Origin of the sequence: Natronomonas marina (assembly GCF_024298905.1) — an archaeon.
Taxonomy (GTDB): domain Archaea; phylum Halobacteriota; class Halobacteria; order Halobacteriales; family Haloarculaceae; genus Natronomonas; species Natronomonas marina.
This window is the reverse complement of sequence record NZ_CP101154.1, coordinates 337,088-355,881: the sequence shown is the minus strand read 5'-3', so window position 1 is coordinate 355,881 and position 18,794 is coordinate 337,088. Positions and strand designations below refer to the sequence as shown.

Annotated in this window: 24 protein-coding genes and 1 pseudogene; 14 read left to right on the top strand and 11 right to left on the bottom strand. The window is 66.7% G+C overall.

Going from position 1 to position 18,794, the window contains the following annotated elements; translation table 11 throughout:
• The first annotated feature begins 268 nt into the window (after nucleotides 1–268).
• The gene (locus NLF94_RS01885; RefSeq protein WP_254839760.1) at nucleotides 269–1,384 is read left to right on the top strand and encodes an aminotransferase class V-fold PLP-dependent enzyme; all 1,116 of its coding nucleotides are present in this window, start codon (nucleotides 269–271) and stop codon (nucleotides 1,382–1,384) included.
• 75 nt (nucleotides 1,385–1,459) lie between these two features.
• Here NLF94_RS01885 and NLF94_RS01880 read toward each other — a convergent pair whose 3' ends face one another.
• Nucleotides 1,460–2,032, bottom strand: coding sequence for a DsrE/DsrF/DrsH-like family protein (locus NLF94_RS01880; RefSeq protein WP_254839759.1), 573 nt, complete (start codon nucleotides 2,030–2,032; stop codon nucleotides 1,460–1,462).
• A gap of 2 nt (nucleotides 2,033–2,034) precedes the next feature.
• Entirely contained in the window at nucleotides 2,035–2,280 is a 246-nt protein-coding gene (locus NLF94_RS01875) for a sulfurtransferase TusA family protein (RefSeq protein WP_254839758.1), read from the bottom strand.
• Nucleotides 2,281–2,528: 248 nt separating this feature from the next.
• Between NLF94_RS01875 and NLF94_RS01870 the strand changes: the two genes are divergently transcribed.
• The 8 genes from NLF94_RS01870 (at nucleotide 2,529) to trxA (ending at nucleotide 8,428) form a co-directional block, all read left to right on the top strand.
• Nucleotides 2,529–3,722, top strand: a complete 1,194-nt coding sequence (locus NLF94_RS01870) for an MBL fold metallo-hydrolase (protein WP_254839757.1) — start codon at nucleotides 2,529–2,531, stop codon at nucleotides 3,720–3,722.
• Between the two features lie 8 nt (nucleotides 3,723–3,730).
• The gene (locus NLF94_RS01865) at nucleotides 3,731–4,288 is read left to right on the top strand and encodes a YeeE/YedE family protein (RefSeq protein ID WP_254839756.1); all 558 of its coding nucleotides are present in this window, start codon (nucleotides 3,731–3,733) and stop codon (nucleotides 4,286–4,288) included.
• On the top strand, nucleotides 4,288–4,746 hold the full coding sequence (locus NLF94_RS01860; protein WP_254839755.1) for a YeeE/YedE family protein: 459 nt from the start codon (nucleotides 4,288–4,290) through the stop codon (nucleotides 4,744–4,746). The genes NLF94_RS01865 and NLF94_RS01860 overlap by 1 nt, the downstream gene beginning before the upstream one ends.
• A gap of 25 nt (nucleotides 4,747–4,771) precedes the next feature.
• A complete protein-coding gene (locus tag NLF94_RS01855) occupies nucleotides 4,772–5,953 on the top strand; it encodes an inorganic phosphate transporter (RefSeq protein ID WP_254839754.1) in 1,182 nt (393 codons plus the stop codon).
• Nucleotides 5,954–6,233: 280 nt separating this feature from the next.
• Nucleotides 6,234–6,383, top strand: coding sequence for a DUF7512 family protein (locus NLF94_RS01850; protein WP_254839753.1), 150 nt, complete (start codon nucleotides 6,234–6,236; stop codon nucleotides 6,381–6,383).
• Nucleotides 6,384–6,385: 2 nt separating this feature from the next.
• Nucleotides 6,386–7,420 carry a sulfite exporter TauE/SafE family protein gene (locus tag NLF94_RS01845; RefSeq protein WP_254839752.1) on the top strand — a complete coding sequence of 345 codons (1,035 nt, stop codon included), beginning with the start codon at nucleotides 6,386–6,388 and terminating at the stop codon, nucleotides 7,418–7,420.
• A 116-nt stretch (nucleotides 7,421–7,536) separates the two neighbouring features.
• Entirely contained in the window at nucleotides 7,537–7,941 is a 405-nt protein-coding gene (locus tag NLF94_RS01840; protein WP_254839751.1) for a helix-turn-helix domain-containing protein, read from the top strand.
• 124 nt (nucleotides 7,942–8,065) lie between these two features.
• A complete protein-coding gene (gene trxA / locus NLF94_RS01835) occupies nucleotides 8,066–8,428 on the top strand; it encodes a thioredoxin (RefSeq protein ID WP_254839750.1) in 363 nt (120 codons plus the stop codon).
• An 88-nt stretch (nucleotides 8,429–8,516) separates the two neighbouring features.
• Here trxA and NLF94_RS01830 read toward each other — a convergent pair whose 3' ends face one another.
• Entirely contained in the window at nucleotides 8,517–8,966 is a 450-nt protein-coding gene (locus NLF94_RS01830) for a pyridoxamine 5'-phosphate oxidase family protein (RefSeq protein WP_254839749.1), read from the bottom strand.
• A 327-nt stretch (nucleotides 8,967–9,293) separates the two neighbouring features.
• On the opposite strand from NLF94_RS01830, the pseudogene NLF94_RS01825 reads away from it, so the two are divergent.
• From NLF94_RS01825 to NLF94_RS01815, 3 genes and pseudogenes are all read left to right on the top strand, one after another.
• Nucleotides 9,294–9,829, top strand: a pseudogene (locus NLF94_RS01825) (helix-turn-helix domain-containing protein); the annotation flags it as partial.
• A gap of 511 nt (nucleotides 9,830–10,340) precedes the next feature.
• Nucleotides 10,341–10,538 (top strand): DUF7501 family protein, encoded by a 198-nt coding sequence (locus NLF94_RS01820; protein WP_254839748.1) that lies wholly within the window; start codon nucleotides 10,341–10,343, stop codon nucleotides 10,536–10,538.
• 219 nt (nucleotides 10,539–10,757) lie between these two features.
• On the top strand, nucleotides 10,758–11,204 hold the full coding sequence (locus NLF94_RS01815; protein WP_254839747.1) for an Hsp20/alpha crystallin family protein: 447 nt from the start codon (nucleotides 10,758–10,760) through the stop codon (nucleotides 11,202–11,204).
• A 139-nt stretch (nucleotides 11,205–11,343) separates the two neighbouring features.
• On the opposite strand, the gene NLF94_RS01810 is transcribed toward NLF94_RS01815, so the two are convergent.
• Complete coding sequence (locus tag NLF94_RS01810) at nucleotides 11,344–11,496, bottom strand: hypothetical protein (protein ID WP_254839746.1); 153 nt, start codon at nucleotides 11,494–11,496, stop codon at nucleotides 11,344–11,346.
• 103 nt (nucleotides 11,497–11,599) lie between these two features.
• Nucleotides 11,600–12,520: a sodium:calcium antiporter gene (locus NLF94_RS01805; RefSeq protein WP_254839745.1), complete on the bottom strand. Its 921-nt coding sequence runs from the start codon at nucleotides 12,518–12,520 to the stop codon at nucleotides 11,600–11,602.
• 129 nt (nucleotides 12,521–12,649) lie between these two features.
• Between NLF94_RS01805 and NLF94_RS01800 the strand changes: the two genes are divergently transcribed.
• Entirely contained in the window at nucleotides 12,650–13,417 is a 768-nt protein-coding gene (locus NLF94_RS01800) for a proteasome assembly chaperone family protein (protein ID WP_254839744.1), read from the top strand.
• 195 nt (nucleotides 13,418–13,612) lie between these two features.
• On the opposite strand, the gene budC is transcribed toward NLF94_RS01800, so the two are convergent.
• The 5 genes from budC to NLF94_RS01775 form a co-directional block, all read right to left on the bottom strand.
• Nucleotides 13,613–14,341, bottom strand: a complete 729-nt coding sequence (gene budC, locus NLF94_RS01795; RefSeq protein ID WP_254839743.1) for a meso-2,3-butanediol dehydrogenase — start codon at nucleotides 14,339–14,341, stop codon at nucleotides 13,613–13,615.
• Between the two features lie 59 nt (nucleotides 14,342–14,400).
• Nucleotides 14,401–15,411 (bottom strand): SLC13 family permease, encoded by a 1,011-nt coding sequence (locus NLF94_RS01790; protein WP_254839742.1) that lies wholly within the window; start codon nucleotides 15,409–15,411, stop codon nucleotides 14,401–14,403.
• 89 nt (nucleotides 15,412–15,500) lie between these two features.
• The gene (locus tag NLF94_RS01785) at nucleotides 15,501–15,641 is read right to left on the bottom strand and encodes a hypothetical protein (protein WP_254839741.1); all 141 of its coding nucleotides are present in this window, start codon (nucleotides 15,639–15,641) and stop codon (nucleotides 15,501–15,503) included.
• A 7-nt stretch (nucleotides 15,642–15,648) separates the two neighbouring features.
• Nucleotides 15,649–16,068 (bottom strand): universal stress protein, encoded by a 420-nt coding sequence (locus tag NLF94_RS01780; RefSeq protein WP_254839740.1) that lies wholly within the window; start codon nucleotides 16,066–16,068, stop codon nucleotides 15,649–15,651.
• Between the two features lie 209 nt (nucleotides 16,069–16,277).
• Nucleotides 16,278–16,670: a VanZ family protein gene (locus tag NLF94_RS01775; protein ID WP_254839739.1), complete on the bottom strand. Its 393-nt coding sequence runs from the start codon at nucleotides 16,668–16,670 to the stop codon at nucleotides 16,278–16,280.
• Nucleotides 16,671–16,764: 94 nt separating this feature from the next.
• Between NLF94_RS01775 and NLF94_RS01770 the strand changes: the two genes are divergently transcribed.
• On the top strand, nucleotides 16,765–17,235 hold the full coding sequence (locus NLF94_RS01770; RefSeq protein WP_254839738.1) for a DUF7992 family protein: 471 nt from the start codon (nucleotides 16,765–16,767) through the stop codon (nucleotides 17,233–17,235).
• A gap of 87 nt (nucleotides 17,236–17,322) precedes the next feature.
• Here the strand turns inward: NLF94_RS01770 and NLF94_RS01765 are convergent, their stop codons facing one another.
• Nucleotides 17,323–18,537: a CBS domain-containing protein gene (locus NLF94_RS01765; RefSeq protein WP_254839737.1), complete on the bottom strand. Its 1,215-nt coding sequence runs from the start codon at nucleotides 18,535–18,537 to the stop codon at nucleotides 17,323–17,325.
• Nucleotides 18,538–18,794 lie beyond the last annotated feature (257 nt).

Below are 18,794 nucleotides of genomic sequence, written 5' to 3'. Positions count from 1 at the left end.
TCCGCGCTCCCCACAGATAGTATTGTGTATCAGTCACAAGATTATTACCCGGGCGGTCCGTAGCCCGCGACATGGCGAGAAATCCTGTAGGCGGTGGCGTGCGAGCGGCCGGTGGGGGTGCTTCCGACGGTCCCGCCGAGAACGACGCCGTTCCCGTGGTGTTCCGCACGACGGCGTGCGACACCCGCGAGCAGTCGGAACCGGCGTCCGACGGGACCGCGGCGGACGCCGGGACGGCGCTGGACCGTCCCGCGGGGAGGTAAGCACGATGGACCCGAAAGAGCTCCGCGCCGACGTGCCCGCACTCCGGGACGGCGTCTACCTGAACTTCGGTGCCCACGGGCCGAGTCCGCGGTACGTCGTGGAGGCGGCGGCCGAGTTCCAGCGCACACACGAGTACGACGTCCCGGTGGCGGACGACCCCTACGAGGCGGCGTTCCGGGCGTTCGACCGCACGCGGGAACGCGTCGCGTCGTTCGTCGGCGCCTCGCCCGACGAGATCGCCCTCACAGAGAGCACGACGGCGGGCATCAACGCCGTCGCCAACGCCATCGACTGGCAGCCGGGCGACGTCGTCGTCCGCACGGACATCGAACACCCGGCTGGGGTCCTCCCCTGGCAGCGCCTTCGGCAGGAGGGCGTCGAGGTTCGCGTCGTCGAGACGGAGGGCGGCCGCATCGACGTCGACGCCTTCGCCGAGGCCGTCGCCGACGCGCGGGTCGCCTGCTTCAGCGCGCTCACCTGGACTCACGGAACGGTTCTGTCCGTCGCCGAACTCGTCGACGTCGCCCACGACGCCGGGGCGCTGGCGCTGGTCGACGCCGTGCAGATGCCCGGACAGCTCTCGTTCGACGTCACCGACTGGAACGCCGACGCGGTCGCGGCGGCCGGCCACAAGTGGCTCCTGGGGCTGTGGGGCGGCGGCTTCCTCTACGTCGACAGCGACGTCGCCGAGACGCTCCAGCCGCGGACGGTCGGCTACCGGAGCGTCGAGACGCCGACGGCCGACCCCTACGAGTACGCCGCGGGCGCGCGCCGGTTCGAGGTGGGTTCGGCGAACCCGGCGCCCCACGTCGCGCTCCGGGAGGCCGTCGACGTCGTCGAGGAGGTCGGCGTCGACGGTATCGAATCGCGGGTTCGCCGGCTGGCGACGTACCTCGTCGACGGCGTCCCCGCCGAACGGCTGTACAGCCCCCAGCGGCCCGAATCGGGACTGGTCACCATCGACGTCGACGACCCCGAGGCGACCGTCGCCCGACTCGCCGAGGAGGACATCGTCGTCCGGGCGCTGCCCGAACCGAACGCGGTTCGCGCCTCCGTCCACGCGGTGAACACGCGGACCGAACTCGACCGACTGCTCGAGGCGCTCGAACCCGAGTGGTAGCCGACGGCGAACGGGGGAAGTCGGGGACGGACGGTCGACTCCGTCGGCGGGGAGAAGCGCGGGACGAAGGGGCGGTCAGACCAGCAACTGGATGTCGGCCTCGGCCATGTCCTGGAGCGCGGTCGCCGCACCCACGCCGGTGGTGACGCCGTCGTAGAAGTCGTCCTCGTCGTAGTCCATCAGGTCGATGGTCATCTGGCAGGCCTGGAACTCCACGCCCATGTCGAGGCTGGTCTCGACGAGTTCCTCGATGGTTGCGGTGTCGTTGTTCTCGATCCGCCGTTCCATCATCTTCGTCGTCATCCGGTCCATGCCGGGGAGCGCACCGACCACGTTCGGGACCGGCATGTTCGGGTTGCCGACCGAACTGAGCTTGAGGTCCTTCGAGCGCTCCTCGTGGAGGATGTCCAGCCCCCAGAACGTGTGGAACACGGTGACCTCGTAGTCGAAGGCGGCCGCGGTGCTGGCGAGGATGAGCGGCGGGTACGCCATGTCGAGGGTCCCCTTCGTCGCGATGATGCTCATCTTCTTCGCGTCGTCGTCGGTCGTCGCCTCCGCGAGGGACGCCTCGAGCTCCTCGACCCGCGCGGCGAGTTCGGCCCGCGAGGGCGCGTCCTCGCGCGGCGTCTCCGGTGTGTCCGTGCTCATCGTCACTCGGCCTTGCGGACGTAGTGTCTGTAGACGTCCTCGCCTTCGACCTGGTCGACGAGTTCCACGCCGTCGGTGCCGGCCGCCCAGCCGTCGATGTCGCTCATGCTGCCGGGGTCGGTCGCCAGCACCTCCAGGACCTCGCCGCCGCTCAGGTCGTCGATGGCGGACTTCGTCTTCACGACCGGCATGGGACACGATGCGCCTTTCACGTCGAGCGTCTCCGCGATATCGTATTCTGCACTCATGGGTTGTCCGCTCCGTTGGTCTGTATTGGAGCTAGCGCACAATATCAACTCCGGGGTTAAAACTATGTTGGTTCTTGGGACATCCACGAACAACCGTTCTACAGATGAACCGGTCTAGATGTCTATAGGCAGCCTTCTACGCTTGCAAAATCTGTTTTCCGTGTTCTCCCTTATTTCTATATTGTGTGGTTGGTGGATTACTATACAAACTTTTTTGTGGGTCCATCCGGTAGGTCGGGACGCACGACATGGACGCCGAAGACTTCCCGACTCCGGACGCGGACGTCGAAAGTATCGCGCCGGAGACGCTGAAGGGTCGCATCGATTCCGACGAGACCGTGACGCTGCTGGACGCACGGATGACCTCGGAGTACGAGGAGTGGCACATCGACGGCGAGAACGTCACGTCGGTGAACGTCCCGTACTTCGAGTTCCTCGACGAGGATATCGACGAGGACGTCCTCGAGTCGATTCCCGAGGACCGAGAAGTGACCGTCCTCTGTGCCAAGGGCGGCGCCAGCGAGTACGTTGCGGGCACGCTCGTCGAGCGCGGCTACGACGTGAACCACCTCGAGGACGGCATGAACGGGTGGGCCCGGGTCTACGAGGCCGTCGAGGTCACCGGCTACGACGGGAGCGGGACGCTCCTGCAGTACCAGCGGCCCTCCTCGGGCTGTCTGGGATACCTCCTGTACGACGACGGCGAGGCCGCCGTCGTCGACCCGCTCCGGGCATTCACCGACCGGTACCTCGAGGACGCCGCCGACCTCGGCGTCGACCTCGAGTACGCCCTCGACACGCACGTCCACGCGGACCACATCTCGGGCGTCCGCGCGCTCGCGGCGGCGGGCGTCGAGGGCGTCGTTCCGGACGCCGCAGTCGACCGCGGCATCACCTACGCCGACGAGGTGACGACCGCCGAAGACGGCGACACCTTCGAAGTCGGCGACGCCACCGTCGAGGCCGTCTACACCCCCGGTCACACGACCGGGATGACCTCGTATCTGATCGACGGTAGCCTGCTGGCGACCGGCGACGGGCTGTTCGTCGAGAGCGTCGCCCGTCCCGACCTCGAAGAGGGCGACGAGGGCGCACCCGACGCGGCCCGTATGCTGTACGAGTCGCTGCAGGAGCGGGTGCTGACGCTCGACGACGACGTCCTGATCGGCGGCGCTCACTTCAGCGACGCCGCCGAGCCCGCCGCCGACGGCACCTACACCGCACCCATCGGCGACCTCGTCGAGGAGATGGACGCGCTCACGATGGACGAAGACGACTTCGTCGAACTCATCCTCTCGGACATGCCGCCGCGTCCGGCCAACTACGAGGACATCATCGCGACGAACCTGGGGCAGAACGCCGTCGACGACGAGGCGGCGTTCACGCTCGAGCTGGGACCGAACAACTGCGCGGCGAGCCAGGACTCCCTGGCCGGTGACTGACGACGCCGATGGTGGCTGACTTACTCGCCGTGCAGGTGGCCGCCGAACTGTTCCCCAACGGGGTCAGTCGCTACGCCGTCGGTGGGCTGCTGGTCGGTCTCGGAGCCGTCGTGATTTATCTGGGAACGGGCATTCCGGTCGGTGCGAGTACGTTCCTCGAATCGACGCTCTCGTACATCTCGGACCGGCGGCGGTTCCAGCAGTACGTCGCCTCCCGGGACTGGCGCGTCGTGTTCACGCTCGGCATCGTCCTCGGTGCGGCGCTGTTCGCGGCGACGGTCCAGTCCGGCGTCGTCACGACGTCGCTGTACGAACCCGGCACCACCGGCCAGCTGTACGAGGTCGCCGGCGTGACGCTGTGGTCGACCGACGTACAGCCGTGGCGGCTGTTCTTCGGTGGCATTCTGGTCGGCATCGGCACCCGAGTCGGCAAGGGGTGTACGTCCGGCCACGGCGTCTGCGGCGTCGGGTCGGCCTCGAAGACGTCCCTCGTCGGCGTGGTGACGTTCATCCTGGTCGCCATCGGAACGGCACAGCTCGTCTCCGCACTGGGGGTGAGTCCGTAATGGCGGACCGACATCCGCTGTTCAAGCCGCTGATACTTGTCGGCGGCCTGATATTCGGGTTCGGTCTCGGCTTCAGCCACATGGCGAGGCCGGAGGTCGTGTTGAACTTCCTCCAGTTCGAGGACCTCGGACTGGTGTTCGTCATGTTCGGCGCGGCCACCGTCACCGGCATCGCCTTCGCGGTGATGCCACGAATCCGAGAGGGCGCGCCGCTGACCGGCGACCGCTACGAGCGTCGGCTGAAGCCGTTCGACAGGAACGTGGTCATCGGCGGCGCCATCTTCGGCGTCGGCTGGGGGCTGTCGGGCATCTGTCCCGGCGCCGCCTACGCCAGCCTCGGCGTCGGCAACGTGACCATCCTGTGGGCGCTGGCCGGGATGTTCCTCGGCGCGTACGCACAGGGCGTCTGGCGGAGCAAAACGACGGGAACCGACCCCGCGACGGCCGGCGCGGACTAACTGCATTGTCCCACCTCACTCAACGATGGAACCGTCAGTAGTCGCGCTGTTTCTGGTTGCCGGACTGGCGAGTCTGTTCATGGCGTGGGTCATCGGCGCCGGTTCCAGCGGTGCGACGCCGTTCGCCCCGGCGGTCGGCGCCAACGCCATCCCGACGATGCGGGCCGCCTTCGTCGTCGGCGTCTTCAGTTTCGCGGGCGCCGTCGTACAGGGCGCGAACGTCTCGCAAACGGTCGGTGGCGGCCTGATCGGTGGGGTGGGCCTTCCCGCGACGGCCGTCATCGTCGTCCTGACCATCGGCGCCGGTCTCATGGCGTTCGGGATAAGGACGGGCTATCCCATCGCGACGGCATTCACCGTCACCGGCGCGGTCGTCGGCGTCGGACTCGCGCTCGGCGGCACGCCCGTCTGGCCGAAGTACCTCCAGATCGGCGCCGTCTGGGTGCTGACGCCGTTCGTCGGCGGCGGACTCGCCTACGCCATCGCGCGCGTCCTCCCGCGGGGAGACGTGCCGGAACGGTACAGCATTCCCCTGCTGGCCGGACTCGTCGGCGTCGTCGTCGCGAACGTCCAGTTCGCCTACCTCGGGCCGGGCGGAACGGCGGGATCCCTCGTCGGTCTCGGTCGGCGAACGATGCAGGCCGAGGGCGTCGCGTTCTCGGTCGCCGTCTCGCTTTTCGTCGCCGCCGGGGTCGCCGGGGTCGTGACGTGGGACGTTCGCCGCGACACCGCCGGCGGACTGCGGCGGGTGCTGCTGGCGCTCGGCTCGCTCGTCGCCTTCTCGGCGGGCGGTAGCCAGGTCGGGCTGGCGGTCGGGCCGCTCGTCCCCCTCCTCGACGACCTGGAGGCGATTCCCGTCCTGGCGATCCTCACGGGCGGCGGCGCCGGGATGCTCGTCGGCGCCTGGACGGGCGCGCCCCGGATGATAAAGTCGCTGGCACAGGACTACTCCTCGCTCGGACCCCGTCGGTCCATCGCCGCGCTCGTGCCGTCGTTCCTGATAGCACAGCTGGCGGTCCTGCTCGGCGTCCCCGTCTCGTTCAACGAGATCGTCGTCAGCGCCATCATCGGGAGCGGGGCGGCGGTCGGCGGCGGCGACGCCGTCGACGCCAGGAAGATACTCGTGACGGTGGGGTCGTGGGCCGGGTCGCTCCTCTTGGCGTTCGCCGTCGGCTACGCCGCGGTCCTCCTGCTTCCGATGGGGTGAGGTTCGCTCGCCACCTCGACCGCCGGCGTCGTCAGACGGACGGTTGCTGCTCGTTTTGGCGCGGTCCCGCCCGCGCCGCGTCTCGTCGTCTCGAGCCGGGACCGCGGTCGTGGTTCGGCCGATAAGTTACGAGTCACGTACGTGACGCCATCTCTGTGTTACCGAGATATAGTATTGTGCGTTTGACCCAAAACCGTTTTCAACCCCAGTCCGCTACGTGGTATTGCGCAGCAAAGTATGAATCGGACAAGTTCACGTATCAGCGACGAGATGACGCACGATGATCGGTATTGAATCGTTCGGCGGCTGGACTCAGGCCGGGAGAGTCATCGGACTCGTCCTGGTGGAAGCCATCGTACTGTACGTCGGCTACGGGCTACTCGAGAGCGTCGTGGGACCGACCATCACCGACGCGATCAGGGGTGACTGACGATGGAGGTGTTCGGCATCGCTGCATCACTGCTGGTGACGTTCACCGGATTCGGCCTGCTCATCGGGCTGCTGTTCGGTTTCTTCGGGATGGGCGGCTCCTTCCTCGTGACGCCGGCCCTGCTCGTGATGGGGTACGAGACGGACGTCGCGGTGGCGTCCGGTCTCGCCTTCGTCTTCGGGACGTCGGTCATCGCGACGCTGAAACACCGCGACCTCGGGCAGGTCGACTACAAACTCGGACTGTTAATGATCGCCGGCACCACCGCCGGCATCGAGGTCGGTAAGGAGGGACTCCACCTGCTGCAGTCGATGGGTCTCGCCGACACGGTCGTCAGCGTCGCGTACGTCGCCCTGCTCGGCGGCATCGGTCTCTTCATCACCCACCGGGCGCTCACCGACGGCGGTGGCGGCGTCAGCCACGACGTCGAGAGCGACGGTGGATTCGACGAGGAGGACCTCCCCGAGATCGCCAGGAAGATCCAGTCCTACGAGGTCCCCCCGATGATATCCCTCCGTGGCGGCGTCACCGTGTCGCTGTGGATGATCCTCGTGGTCGCGTTCGCCACCGGGTTGCTGTCGGGCTTTCTCGGCGTCGGCGGCGGTTTCATCCGGATGCCCGCACTGTTCTACCTCATCGGCGTTCCGGTCCCCGTCGCGGTCGGGACCGACCTCTTCGAGATCGTCTTCTCGGGCGGCATCGGGAGCTTCCTCTACGCCCTCGACGGGGCGGTCGACCTCGCCATCGTCGCTCCCCTGCTGGCGGGGAGCGCCCTCGGCGCCCGGGTCGGCGCCGCGGCGACGAGCATCGTCGACGAGGACGAGATCAAGGTGTACTTCGGCGTGATGCTGCTGCTCGGCGCAATTGCCGTCGCGGTCCGGAAGATCGGTGGCGTCCTCGAGATGCCCGTTCTCGACACGGTCGCGCTGGTCATCATCCTCGGTGCAGCCCTCCTGGTCAGCGGTGCCGTCGTCTACAGTTCCGTCCGCGAACTCCGGGCCACGCCCACCGACGGCGAGACCGTCACGGCCGACTGAACGGTCCGAATCCCCGTCGGTCGCGGACTGCCCGCGTCCCGTTCGACCACGGGACCGTGCAGGATTGTATGATCTATGCACAAGTCTTTTAACCGCTCGACACCAATTCGGTGACGATGCCAGATTCGATGTCCGAACAACTCCAGCAGGACATGGAGTGTGAGGGGCTGCTGGAGTGTTTCCACGGGCTCAAGCAGCTCGACAGGGAGGTCTTCCAGGCGCTCGTGAACACCGGAGAACCGCTCACAGTCGACGAGATCGCCGAAACGGTCGATCGGGAACGGTCCACCGCCTACCGGGCCGTCCAGCGGCTCCTCCAGGCCGGGTTCATCCAGAAGGAACAGGTGAACTACGACCAGGGCGGTTACTACCACGTTTACGAGCCGACGGACCCGTCGAACATCGCCGACGACATGCAGCGGCTTCTCAACGACTGGTACGCCAAGATGGGCCAGCTCATCCAGGAGTTCGAGACGAAGTACGAAGAGCAGGACGCGACGACGCCGTCGGTCGAAGGGTAAGCGCTCCCGGCGCGTTCCTCCCGTGTTCGTCTCCCACGAGTGACAGCGACAGCGCGGCACCGGAATTTAGTATTGTATATTCTTCCCAAAACTACTAAATACAGTCGGGCCGTACTACCGGTCGATGTCAGCAGACAGTACATCCGAGACGGATGCCGGAACGCCCGGCGAGCCGGTTCACGTGAACGGACAGGCGGACCTCGACGACGCGGTCGAGGAGTACGACGTCGTCCTCGCGGACTTCTACGCCGACTGGTGTGGACCCTGCAAGATGCTCGAACCGGTCGTCGAGACCCTCGCCGCCGAGACGGGGGCGGCGGTGGCCAAGATCGACGTCGACGCCAACCAGCGGCTCGCCACCACCTACGGCGTCCGCGGCGTTCCGACGCTCGTCCTCTTCGCCGGCGGCGAGAAGGTCGAAGAGATAGTCGGGGTCCAAAGCGAAGACCAACTGCGGTCGCTCGTCGAGCGGTACCTGAACCGGTAGACGGCCGAGCGGAGGGCGGCGACGCAGTTCACGGACGGCGCTCGAACCGCGTCCGTACGCTACGGCGGACTTCGGCCGTCCGACCGGGCTAGATCGCGGTGCTCGACTCCTTTCGGGCGGTCATCTCGTCTGGGACGAGTCGGTAGAACTCGAACGGGACGTCCTTCGCGGGGCGGCCGAAGATGTCCACGAGCGGGATGTGGACCTGCCGGAGTCCCGCCAAGGACTCGGTGGCGACCGAGTCTTCCCGAGTCTCTTCCAGGCGCCCCTTCACGACGACGCTCCGCCAGACGTCGTCCACCTGCCCGTAGGTCACGAACGTGACGGGACGGCCGGCGACCTCCCCCTTCTCGCTATCGGGGGCGACGGAAATCCGGAAGTAGAAGACCGATTCCGACTGGTCGTAGCCGTAGGAGATCGGCACGGAGTACGGCGGCTCCTCCTCCGAGTCGGGAAAGGAGATGACACCGGTGCCGCCGGTCCCGAGAAACGCGTCACGCTCGTCGTCATCCATTGCTGTCGACTCCGTATCGCTCATACCGAACAGTACGCTGGACACCGGCATAAGTGCGTCCCCGAACCGTCGGACGCGCGACCGGGTCCCGTCGTCGAGACGATCACCGCACTGGATCGATGGACCGAGTTCCGTCACCGTTCGTCCCGCCCGAATCGAGAGGGGAATCGCCCGAAATCGGCGGTCGTACCGGCAGGCGTCGAGAACGGCAGGGTCGCCCGGGGACCCGACGGCCGACGCCGTCCACGAAACGGCACGGAATCCCGTATCGGCCACCCGAGTACACGCCGGACACCGATCGAGACCACAGTACCGTTAGAATTTTTTACTCGTAGACGGTTTCGACTGTCGATGGATCACCTCGACGAGATCACCGTCGAAGAACTGCAGGACGCACTCGACGCCGTGGAGGGGAAGCGTCCGGCACAGCGACTGCTTGCGGCGATCGCCTACAAGAACGGCATCACACAGACCGAGCTAGCCGAGTGGCACGGCGTGCAACGACGCACGATCTATAGCTGGCTCGACCGGCTCGACACCGGGGAGTCACTCGAGCAGGCCGTCACAGATGGTAGTCGATCTGGAAGGAATCGAAAGCTTTCGGAAAAGCAGCAAGAAATATTCGAGGCGACCGTACACGACCCGCCCGGGGCCGTCGGCATCGACGCGCCGACGTGGACGCCGGCACTCGCCCAGAAACACCTCGAAGAGGCGTACGGTGTCGAGTACTCGCTGCCGAGCTGTCGACGGCTCCTGAAAGAAGCCGGGTTGAGCTACCGAAGGCCGCCCCGTACGGACGACGAAACAGACCAAGACCGCGAAGAAACCGACGGACGGCGCGGGAGATGGATGCCCAGGTAGTCCGTACCCGTCGGACCGACGAATCCGAGCGAACCGTTCGCTACCGACGACTCCGGAATCAACTCCAAAATACAAAATTCCTATAATATATTTATTTTTATACTTCTGGTCAGATCGGACGAGGTTTCTCCCGCTCCAGCGTCGGAGATTGGCGAGCAAACAATTCTGAAGTTTTGGTCGCAGGTCTCGGAGGCCACAGCACGCTCCCACGGGGCACAGCCACGCCATCCGGTACGGTACCACGTCCGTAACGGCAGAGCAGTCGGCGGGTTCCGGAACACCGGGAGGAGCGTCGTCGTGTCCCATAACAAACTTAGGTCTGTTACACCGGTAAGTGCCGCCTACTCCGCGTATCGGTCCCGTTCCACCGGTAATCGGTCCCTAAGGGAGCCGCCTGCGTCGGTCGGCGGGCGTGGTCGGGCGTGGGTTACGCCCCGAGGCCCGTATCGGAGACCACAAGGCCGTTCGTGCGACGGCCCGCTGCCGGGAGTCGGTTGGCGTGTCAATATATATGGTGTCAGGGCGCGATGATCGTATATGCCCAGTCATTCGCATCCACCGCGGGATTCGCCGGAGTGGGACCGTCCGGATTTCTGTCCGTTCTGCGGAACCGGGCTGTCCGACGGCGGCGCCGGATTCATCGACCACCTCGAGGACGCCCCGGCCTGCGAGGAGCGTTTCGAGATCTGGCGCGAACGGGTCACGGAGGACATCGGCGGCGAGTGGGGCGGATAGACCTGCTGGAGCGTCGACGGTCGCCTCCAGCGTCGTCCGGGCCGCACGCGGCGTCGAACCGCGGGCCGCACGGCTCTCGCTTCCGACTCGCCCGGATCACCGCCCGGCCACGCCCGACCACGCCCGCCGACGGAAGCGCCGCGAGAAGTCCCAGTCGGTGGTAATCACCCCACAGTATTTCGGACCGCTCGTCGTACTGTCGTCCCGGAGGTACACGCCATGAGCGTACGAACGAACCCCTTCGAGGAGTTGGAACGCCTGTTCGACCGCATGAGCCACCAGTTCGAGGACTCGACCCGAATGTGGGAGCCGGAAGGACCCTTCCGCAGATGGACGTCCGAGTTCGACGAGATGGCGGTCGACCTCGTCGACCACGACGAAGAGTTCGTCGTGACGGTCGATCTACCGGGGTTCGAGCGGGACGACGTCGAGATTCAGGTCACGGACCACACGCTCCGCATCGAGGCCGAACACGAGGAGGCCACCGCGGAAGAAGAAGAACAGTACCTGCGACGGGAGCGCCGACGCGAGTCGATGCGCCGGTCGATCCGGCTCCCCGGCGACGTCGACAAGGAAGGCGTGAACGCCCGCATGAAGAACGGCGTGTTGACAGTCACACTCCCGAAACTCGAGGTCGAAGAGGCCCGCAACATCGAAATCGAGTAGTCGCCGGCCGCCGTCGACGGCACTCGTTTTCCGACGCGTCGTCCCGATATCGCAACACGACGGTCGGGTACGCTCGAACGAACGGCGTCGGCGACCGTTGGCGTTTCTTCCGGCTCGCCCCGCCCTCGCGTGGCCGCCGTTACTCGTCCTCGCCGAGTTCCGCGTCGGCCTCCTCCGCGTCCCGTTCCTCGGCGTCTTCCTCGTTTTCCAGTTCCTCCTCGAGTTCCTGTTCGCGCTGTGTTTTCTCCTCGTCGAGCCCCTTCTTGTCGCGGCCCTCTCGCGTGTCACCCATACGTCCGAGTTAGGCCGCCATCGTCCTAACTCTTCGCCCGCCCCGCGTCGGCGCGTCCGTGAGGCGGGCGTTCAGGGGAGGAAAAACGAGAGGACTCGGGCGTTCAGAGAAGGAAAAACGAGGGGAGATAGAGGAGGACACAGAGGACCGCACCGCGGCGGTCGATACCCCGTCGCCAGTACATGAGTCCGAGCACGGCCAGCGAGACGGCGAGCATGTAGCCGGTGGAGACGAAGACGGTCCGCGGGTCGGCGACGGCGACATCGGCGACCAGCGCACCGATGCCGAGCGAGAAGACCGGGTCGGTGATGTTGCTCCCGAGCAGCGACCCGACCGAGATGCCGGCGTCGCCCCGCTTGGCCGCGAGACCGGCGACGGCGATCTCGGGAGCGGTCGTGCCGAGTCCGGTCAGGAGACCGACGAGGAACTCCGGGAGGCCGACGAGGCGGGCCACAGCGATGCCGTTGGTCACCATGAGATGTCCGCCGACGACGATCAACACGATCCCCGCGAGGATCCAGGGGAGCGCCGCCCGGGGAGGCGTCCGCGCTTCGACCACCTCGGTGACCACCTCCTCGCCCCCCTCGTGCGAGTAGAGATCGTGGACGAACGCGACGTAGGCGAGCATCATGAGGAACCCCTCCGAGCGAATGATCTCGCCGTCCTCGAGGACGAGTATCATGATGATCATGGCGAGGATCATCGCACCGCCGTAGACGAGGACGTTCCGCCGTTCGGTCTCGATACGGGAGACGAGCGCGACGATGCCGATGGCGAGCGTAATCTGGGCGGTCTCGGAGCCGACGATGTTCCCGACCAGGAGATCGCCGGCGCCGTAGAGAGCGCCGTAGACCGAGGTGGTCATCTCGGGAATCGAGGTCCCGACCGAGACGATCGTGACGCCGATGAAGAAGGTGGAGACGCCGTAGTAGAGCGCCACCTCCGCGGCGGCGTCGACGGTCCGGTCGGCACCGACCAAAAGGAGCGTCAGGCCGGCCAGAAAGCCGCCGATCTCGACGAGCATCCGATGTTGACATCGTCCGGCGGGAGGTAAAAGGTAACTGTCCACCGCCGCCGCGCTCGGTCCCGGACGCAGGTCCCGACCGAGAGGACGGGACGTACCGATTATTACCTCGGGGGCCGAACGTCCACTATGGCGCAAGAACCGTCTTTCGAAGTGGCGCTCACGGAGGACACGGTGCAGGGCGGAAAACTGCTCGTCGGGATGGCCGGCGTCGGCGTGGCCGGTCTAACGGCGACCGACTACGTCGTCACCCACGCCGAAACGAACCAGATCGGGCACGTCAAGACCCAGAACCTGCCCGACATCACGCCGTTCACGGAGGGACAGCCCCGCCACCCGATCCGGCTCTACGACGCGATCGACGTCGACGTCACGGTGCTCATAAGCGAGGTGTTCCTTCCCGTCTGGGTCGCCGATCCGCTGACCGACGCCGTACTCGAGTGGACCGACGGGCACGGAATCGAGGAGATAACGATACTGTACGGCGCCCCGTTTCCGCACAGCGAGGACGAACACCTCGTCTTCCACGTCGGCACGGAGGCGTACCGGGCCGAACACTTCCCGAGCGAAGAACCGGACATCGGCCCCCTCGCGGGCGGCTTCTTCGACGGAGTGATCGGCGAGTTGCTGATCCGGAGCCTCGACGGCGAGGCGCCGCCGACCGGGGCCCTGATCACGCCCACGCACCTTCCCGGCCCCGACTTCGACGCTGCGATCCGGCTTCTCGACACGCTCGAACCGGTGTACGGGATCGAGGTCGACGAGGCGGAACTGCAAGAGCGGGCCGAACAGATGGAACAGTACTACGAGGAACTCGCCCAGCGGATGCAGGCGCTTCAGGACGGAGCGCAGGCCCAGGAGGGACAGGAGTACCCCAACAACCGGATGTACATGTAAGGCGGTCGGCCGTTCGAAACGCCGTCGACCGTACCCTCGACGTCCCCGAGTTCGGGAGTCGCCTCGGGGACGACCTCGTCCGCCGCTCGACCACCCGCGGTGTCCGACGAGCGAACGCGATGGGGCGGGACGGCGACCGGACCCGACGTGTCCGTAGCCGTGCCCCGCCACGCGAGCAGGCCGACCGGTCGCCGATCAGAACGCGGTCCACCCGCCGTCGACCGGGACGTTGGCACCAGTGATGTAGGAGGCGCCGTCGGAGGCGAGGAACGCGGCAAGCGGCGCGATTTCCTCCGGTTCGGCGGGCCGCTCCATCGGCGTTCGGGACCTGATGAACTCGTAGAACCGCTCCGTCTCCAGCAGGTCGTCGGTCATCGGCGTCCTGACGAACCCGGGGCAGATGCCGTTCACGCGGACCCCGTCGTCGGCGAAGTCGACGGCGAGTTGCTGGGTGAAGTTGACGACGCCGCCCTTCGCCGCCGAGTAGGCGGCGGCGCCCTTCCCGCCCCGGAGACCGTAAATCGACTCGATGTTGACGATACAGCCCTCCGACCGGAGGAGGTGCGGCAGCGCAGCCTTCGACCCGTGCATGACGCCGTCGAGGTTGGTCGAGATGACGTTCCGCCACTCCTCTAAGCTCATGTCGTCCAGACTCGACTCGCTCCCGATGCCGGCGTTGTTGACCATGACGTCCAGTCGGCCGTGGTCGTCGACGACGCCCTCGACGAGCGCCTCCACCTCCTCGAACGCCGTCACGTCGCACTGCCGAAACTCGCAGCCGACCGCCTCGGCGGTCGCCGTTCCCGTCGACTCGGTCCGTCCACAGATGACGACCTCCGCGCCCTGTTCGACGTATTCGGCCGCTATCGCCTTCCCGATGCCCGTGGCGCCGCCCGTGACGATTGCTACCTTGTCCGAGAGCATACCGGCGAGTTCGCCCGCCACCACCATAATTCTGCGAGGTCGCTCTCGCGGGACGGGACTCACCAGGGTACGAACAGGAACGCGACGGGCGCGGGCAAAAGGGTGGTCTCGCCCGTCACTGGCCGGAACGGTAGCCTCGCCCGTCGCTCCGGCCGTCTCGCCCGCGTCTCACACGCCCCAGAACGCCCAGATGCCGACCGTCGTGACGACCGCCAGGAGGAGTTGCAGCGGTGCCCCGACCCGGAAGTAGTCGGCGAACTCGTACCCCCGGGACCGTACACCATGAGGTTCGTCTGGTAGCCGATCGGCGTCAGAAACGACGTACTCGCCGCGAACGTCACGGCGAGGACGAACGCGAAGGGATTCGCACCGAGCTGGAAGGCGACGTCGACGGCCACGGGGATCAGCAGAACGACGGTCGCGTTGTTGCTGATGACGTTCGTCACGAGGGCCGTCACGAGGTAGAAGAGACCGACGACCGCCAGAGGCGGGACGGCGCGGGCCAACAGCACGACGAGTTCCGCGAGGAACTGCGACCCGCCGGAGTTCTCGAGGGCGATGCCGAGCGGGATCATCCCGGCCAGCAGGAATATCACGTCCCAGGCGACGGCGTCGTAGGCCTCCCCAGGTTCGAGGATGCCGGTCACGACCATGGCGACGACGCCGGCGAGCGCCGAGACCGCGATGGAGACCAACCCGAGCGCCGCCGTCGAGACGACGCCGGCGACGACGAGGAGCGCCAGCCACGCGCGGTCCTCCCGGCCGGTCCCGCCTGCACTCGGGGGACCGTCGACCAGGCCCTCGCCGACGACCGCGGTCACCACGAGGTTCTGGACGTCACGAAGGACGTCGATGTTGTCACCCGCAGTCCGGACCAGGAGAACGTCGTCTGCCGCGACCACGACGTTCTCGAAGGAGTCCCTGACGACCGTCTCCCCGCGCCGGACGGCCAGGATCGTCGCCGCGTACCGTTGCCGGAACCGGATGTCGCCGACCCGCTGGCCGACGAGGTCCGAGCTCGACGGTACCCGGAGTTCGACGAGCGTCCCCATTCCGGCGGGGACGCTCATGTCGAGGTCGGCGATCCGAACCCACGGGAGCAACCAGAGATCGAGGTCCGATGCGAGATCACGGACGGCGCTTCGGTCGGCCCGGACCGTCAGGACGTCTCGACCTCGACGGACGCGGCCTCCGCGATCCGGTCCGGGAGCCGGGACGCCGTACGAGCCCGATCCGTGGCCGTCTCGATGCCAGCCCGCCGGACCTCCAGAAGGGCCTCGAGCGGTGTCCTACCGTCCATCGTCCCGTCAGATTCCCGCTTCGATGACGCGTACCTCTCTGTTACTCTCCTTGAGGACCTTCCGTCCGACGCCCGAGAAGTGCTCGTCGTGTTCGCCGTGCTCGCCGATGAGGATGAGATCGGCGTCGATCTCGTCGGCGTACTCGAGGATCACTTCGGGAGGGATTCCGTGCCGGGTGTCACCTTGGACGCGAACGTCCCGCGCTTCGGCCATGCCGGTCACCTCTCGAACGCAGACGGAGGCGTGGTCCTCCGCGTAGATGGTCGCCAGTTCCGCCGAACTGAGCGCGGGATCGTCGAATCGACGCTGGTCGACGACGCAGATGACGTGCAGCGTCGCCCCGCGATCCTCGGCGAGATCGATGGCCTGTCTGGCCGCCGCTCGTGCGTATTCGCTGCCATCCGTGGCTAGCAGGATCGTTCCCATGGAGGGGCTTCGGCGGCGGGACAATTAATTGTTGACCGTGCCTGTCGGCGATCCGGAACGCACGCGGTTCGCCGCACGGGGGGACGAACGTCGTCGCGTACCGCCTCGGCCCGAAAGAGGAGTCGTGATGACGGCGCGAGGCGCGCCCGCTCGACGGGCAGCGACGACGGAGCAGTTCGGCGGCGCGGCGGCCGACCCGTCCATTCGAGTCACGTCCCGGGATCGCCGGTTCGCGCGTCGTCGGCGGCGTACCACCCGAAGGTGGCGAGGAGCGAACCGACCAGACCGGCGACGACATCTGCGGGTTCGAACGCCCGTCCGGGAACCCGCCGCTTGAGCCGTCCGGCCACGAGACCGAGACCGGTCGAGATGCACACCGCGAGGACCGCCGCGTCCCGGTCGGACCACCGGCCGGCCGCCAGCGCGTCCGCGAGCGCCACCGCGTAGCCCGCGTGTCCGAGGAGGTGCAGGAACTTGTCCGGGCCGGTCCATCGCCACTCCGGGTGCCGCTGGAACGGCGACGGCACCATCGACGCGAGGAGGAGAACGACGGTACAGCAGGCGACCGGCGTCCACGGCGAGTCGGGGAGTCGGGTGCGCATGACCGCCCCTACGTCCCGCAGCGTTTTGGTACCGGGGGAGAGCCGGGACGATCCGGGGAGTCCGTTTATACGGCTGGTCACCGAAACGGCACCTATGGGACTCGACGTCGAGACGCCGGACCCGCCGGACCTGACGAACCGTCCGTTACCGAGCGAACTCGATCCCGAGGAGGTGCTCGACGGCACGGTCGACCTCCGCCGCGAGGAACTGGAGGAGATCCTCCGGGACGGCGCCTGGAGCGAGGCGTTCCAGGAGTGGGCCGAGTACACGGACCTGACCGAAACGGAGTACCGCACCGTCCACGAGGCCGGACTGCTCGAACTGCTCGACGTCTACTGGGACCCGATGGGGAACGAAGTTCGCTTCGAGGTTCCGGGCGTCCCGAGGGAACTCGCGGGACGGGAAGACCTCGGTTCGCAGGCGACCGCCGAGTTGACCGACCTCGGACGGACGGTGGTGGAGACGATCGAAGACGCCTACGTCGACTGGGGAGCGGAGGACGAAGGCGAGGACGCCTGGAGCGAGGAGACGGCCAGCGACGAGACACCGCTCGAGGATGGGTAACCTGTCCGGGGCCGTCCAGCCCGGTTGTCGGACGACATCACCGACGGTGGAATCCCGGGATTCGATACCCACGACCCGAGACCGACATTACTCCTCGAGCATCCAGCCGAACCGCTTCTCCCAGAACTCCTCGCCCGGCGGTTTCTTGCTTTCACCGTACGTCTTGCGGTCGCGGATCTGTCGTTCGAGCACGTCGCGTGCCTCGTTGATCGCGTGGCTCGCGCCGTAGCCCTCACCGGACGCGATGTACAGCCCCCGGTCGGTGTGCAGTCGGATGCGGGCGAGCAAAAGCGGCGTCCCGCGGAGTTTCTCGTCGTGCTCGTGGAGGTGGATCTTCGCGTCCAGCACGGCCATCCCGTGGTCGCGGTCGTCGAACTTCTCGACCATCGCCACGATGTCCTCGTACTGCATATCGTCCAGCAGGTCGGCGCCGTATAGCTGGACGGATCGGTTGCCGCCCGCCTCCCAGGTGAGCGAGTCGAGAACGTCGGTCTTGGTGACGATACCGAACGGCTGGCCGTCCTCGGTGACGACCAGCGACGAGCCGTCGATTGCGAACATCTCCTCGACGGCCTGCTCGAGGGTCGCTTTGGGGTTGATCGTGCGTACCGGCGACGTCATGACGTCCCGGACCGGGAGGTCGAGCACCCGGGCGAGTTCGCCCTCTCTGGCGCCGAATCCTCCGTGTGACCGGCCGGCGCTGGCGGATACGTCCCCGCCGAAGGCGTCCGTCCCGCCCGCGTTGCCGCCCTTGCTCCGTTGCTCGGCACGGACGGTGAAGTCGGCCACGTCGTAGAGGTTCAGGACGCCGACGGCCGTACCGTCTTCGACGACCGGGAGGTGACTTATCCGGTTCTCCCGGAGGAGGTGAAGCGCCTCACCGAACGTCGACGCCGGGTCGAGGACGACGAGGTCGGCGGTGTAGGCTTCGGCGACGGTGGCCGCGTCGAGGAACGGCTCGACCGCCCGCAGGATGTCGTCGACGGTGACGACGCCTGTCAGGTCGTCCCCCTCGAAGACGGTAAGGAGCCGCGCGTCGCTGTCGATCATGAGCCGGGCGACCTTGCGGACGTCCTCGTCGGGGGCGAGCCGTGGGACGTGCCGGACCAGCGAGCCGACCTTCTCGTTGGGCTGGTGGTGGGAAGTGGCGAGCTGTCTTCGGGTGACGACGCCCTCGAACTCGTCGCCGTGTACCACGACGCCCGCGACGGTGGGGTCGTCGAACGCGCCGGCGAGCTTCGAGACGGGCGTGTCTGGGGAGAACTCTACGTAATCTTCGGAGACGATATCGGCGATGTCCATGGCTGTGAGTGTGTCCGCATTCGTCGGCGGTCGAATCGGCTGCCGCCGTGCGGTGACGGGTGGAGTTTCGGTGCCGCTCGACAAGTGCTCGCCGGTCGTTCCCGGTATCTGGGAGACGGCCGGAGCAGGTGTCCGATCGGACGCCGTTCGGTGATCCCCGTTGCCGACCCTCGATAGAAATGAATTTTATTTTGTGGGTAGTCTTTAATATACTATTTTTTGTATGTTACATCCGACCGTTATCCATATGTCGAACT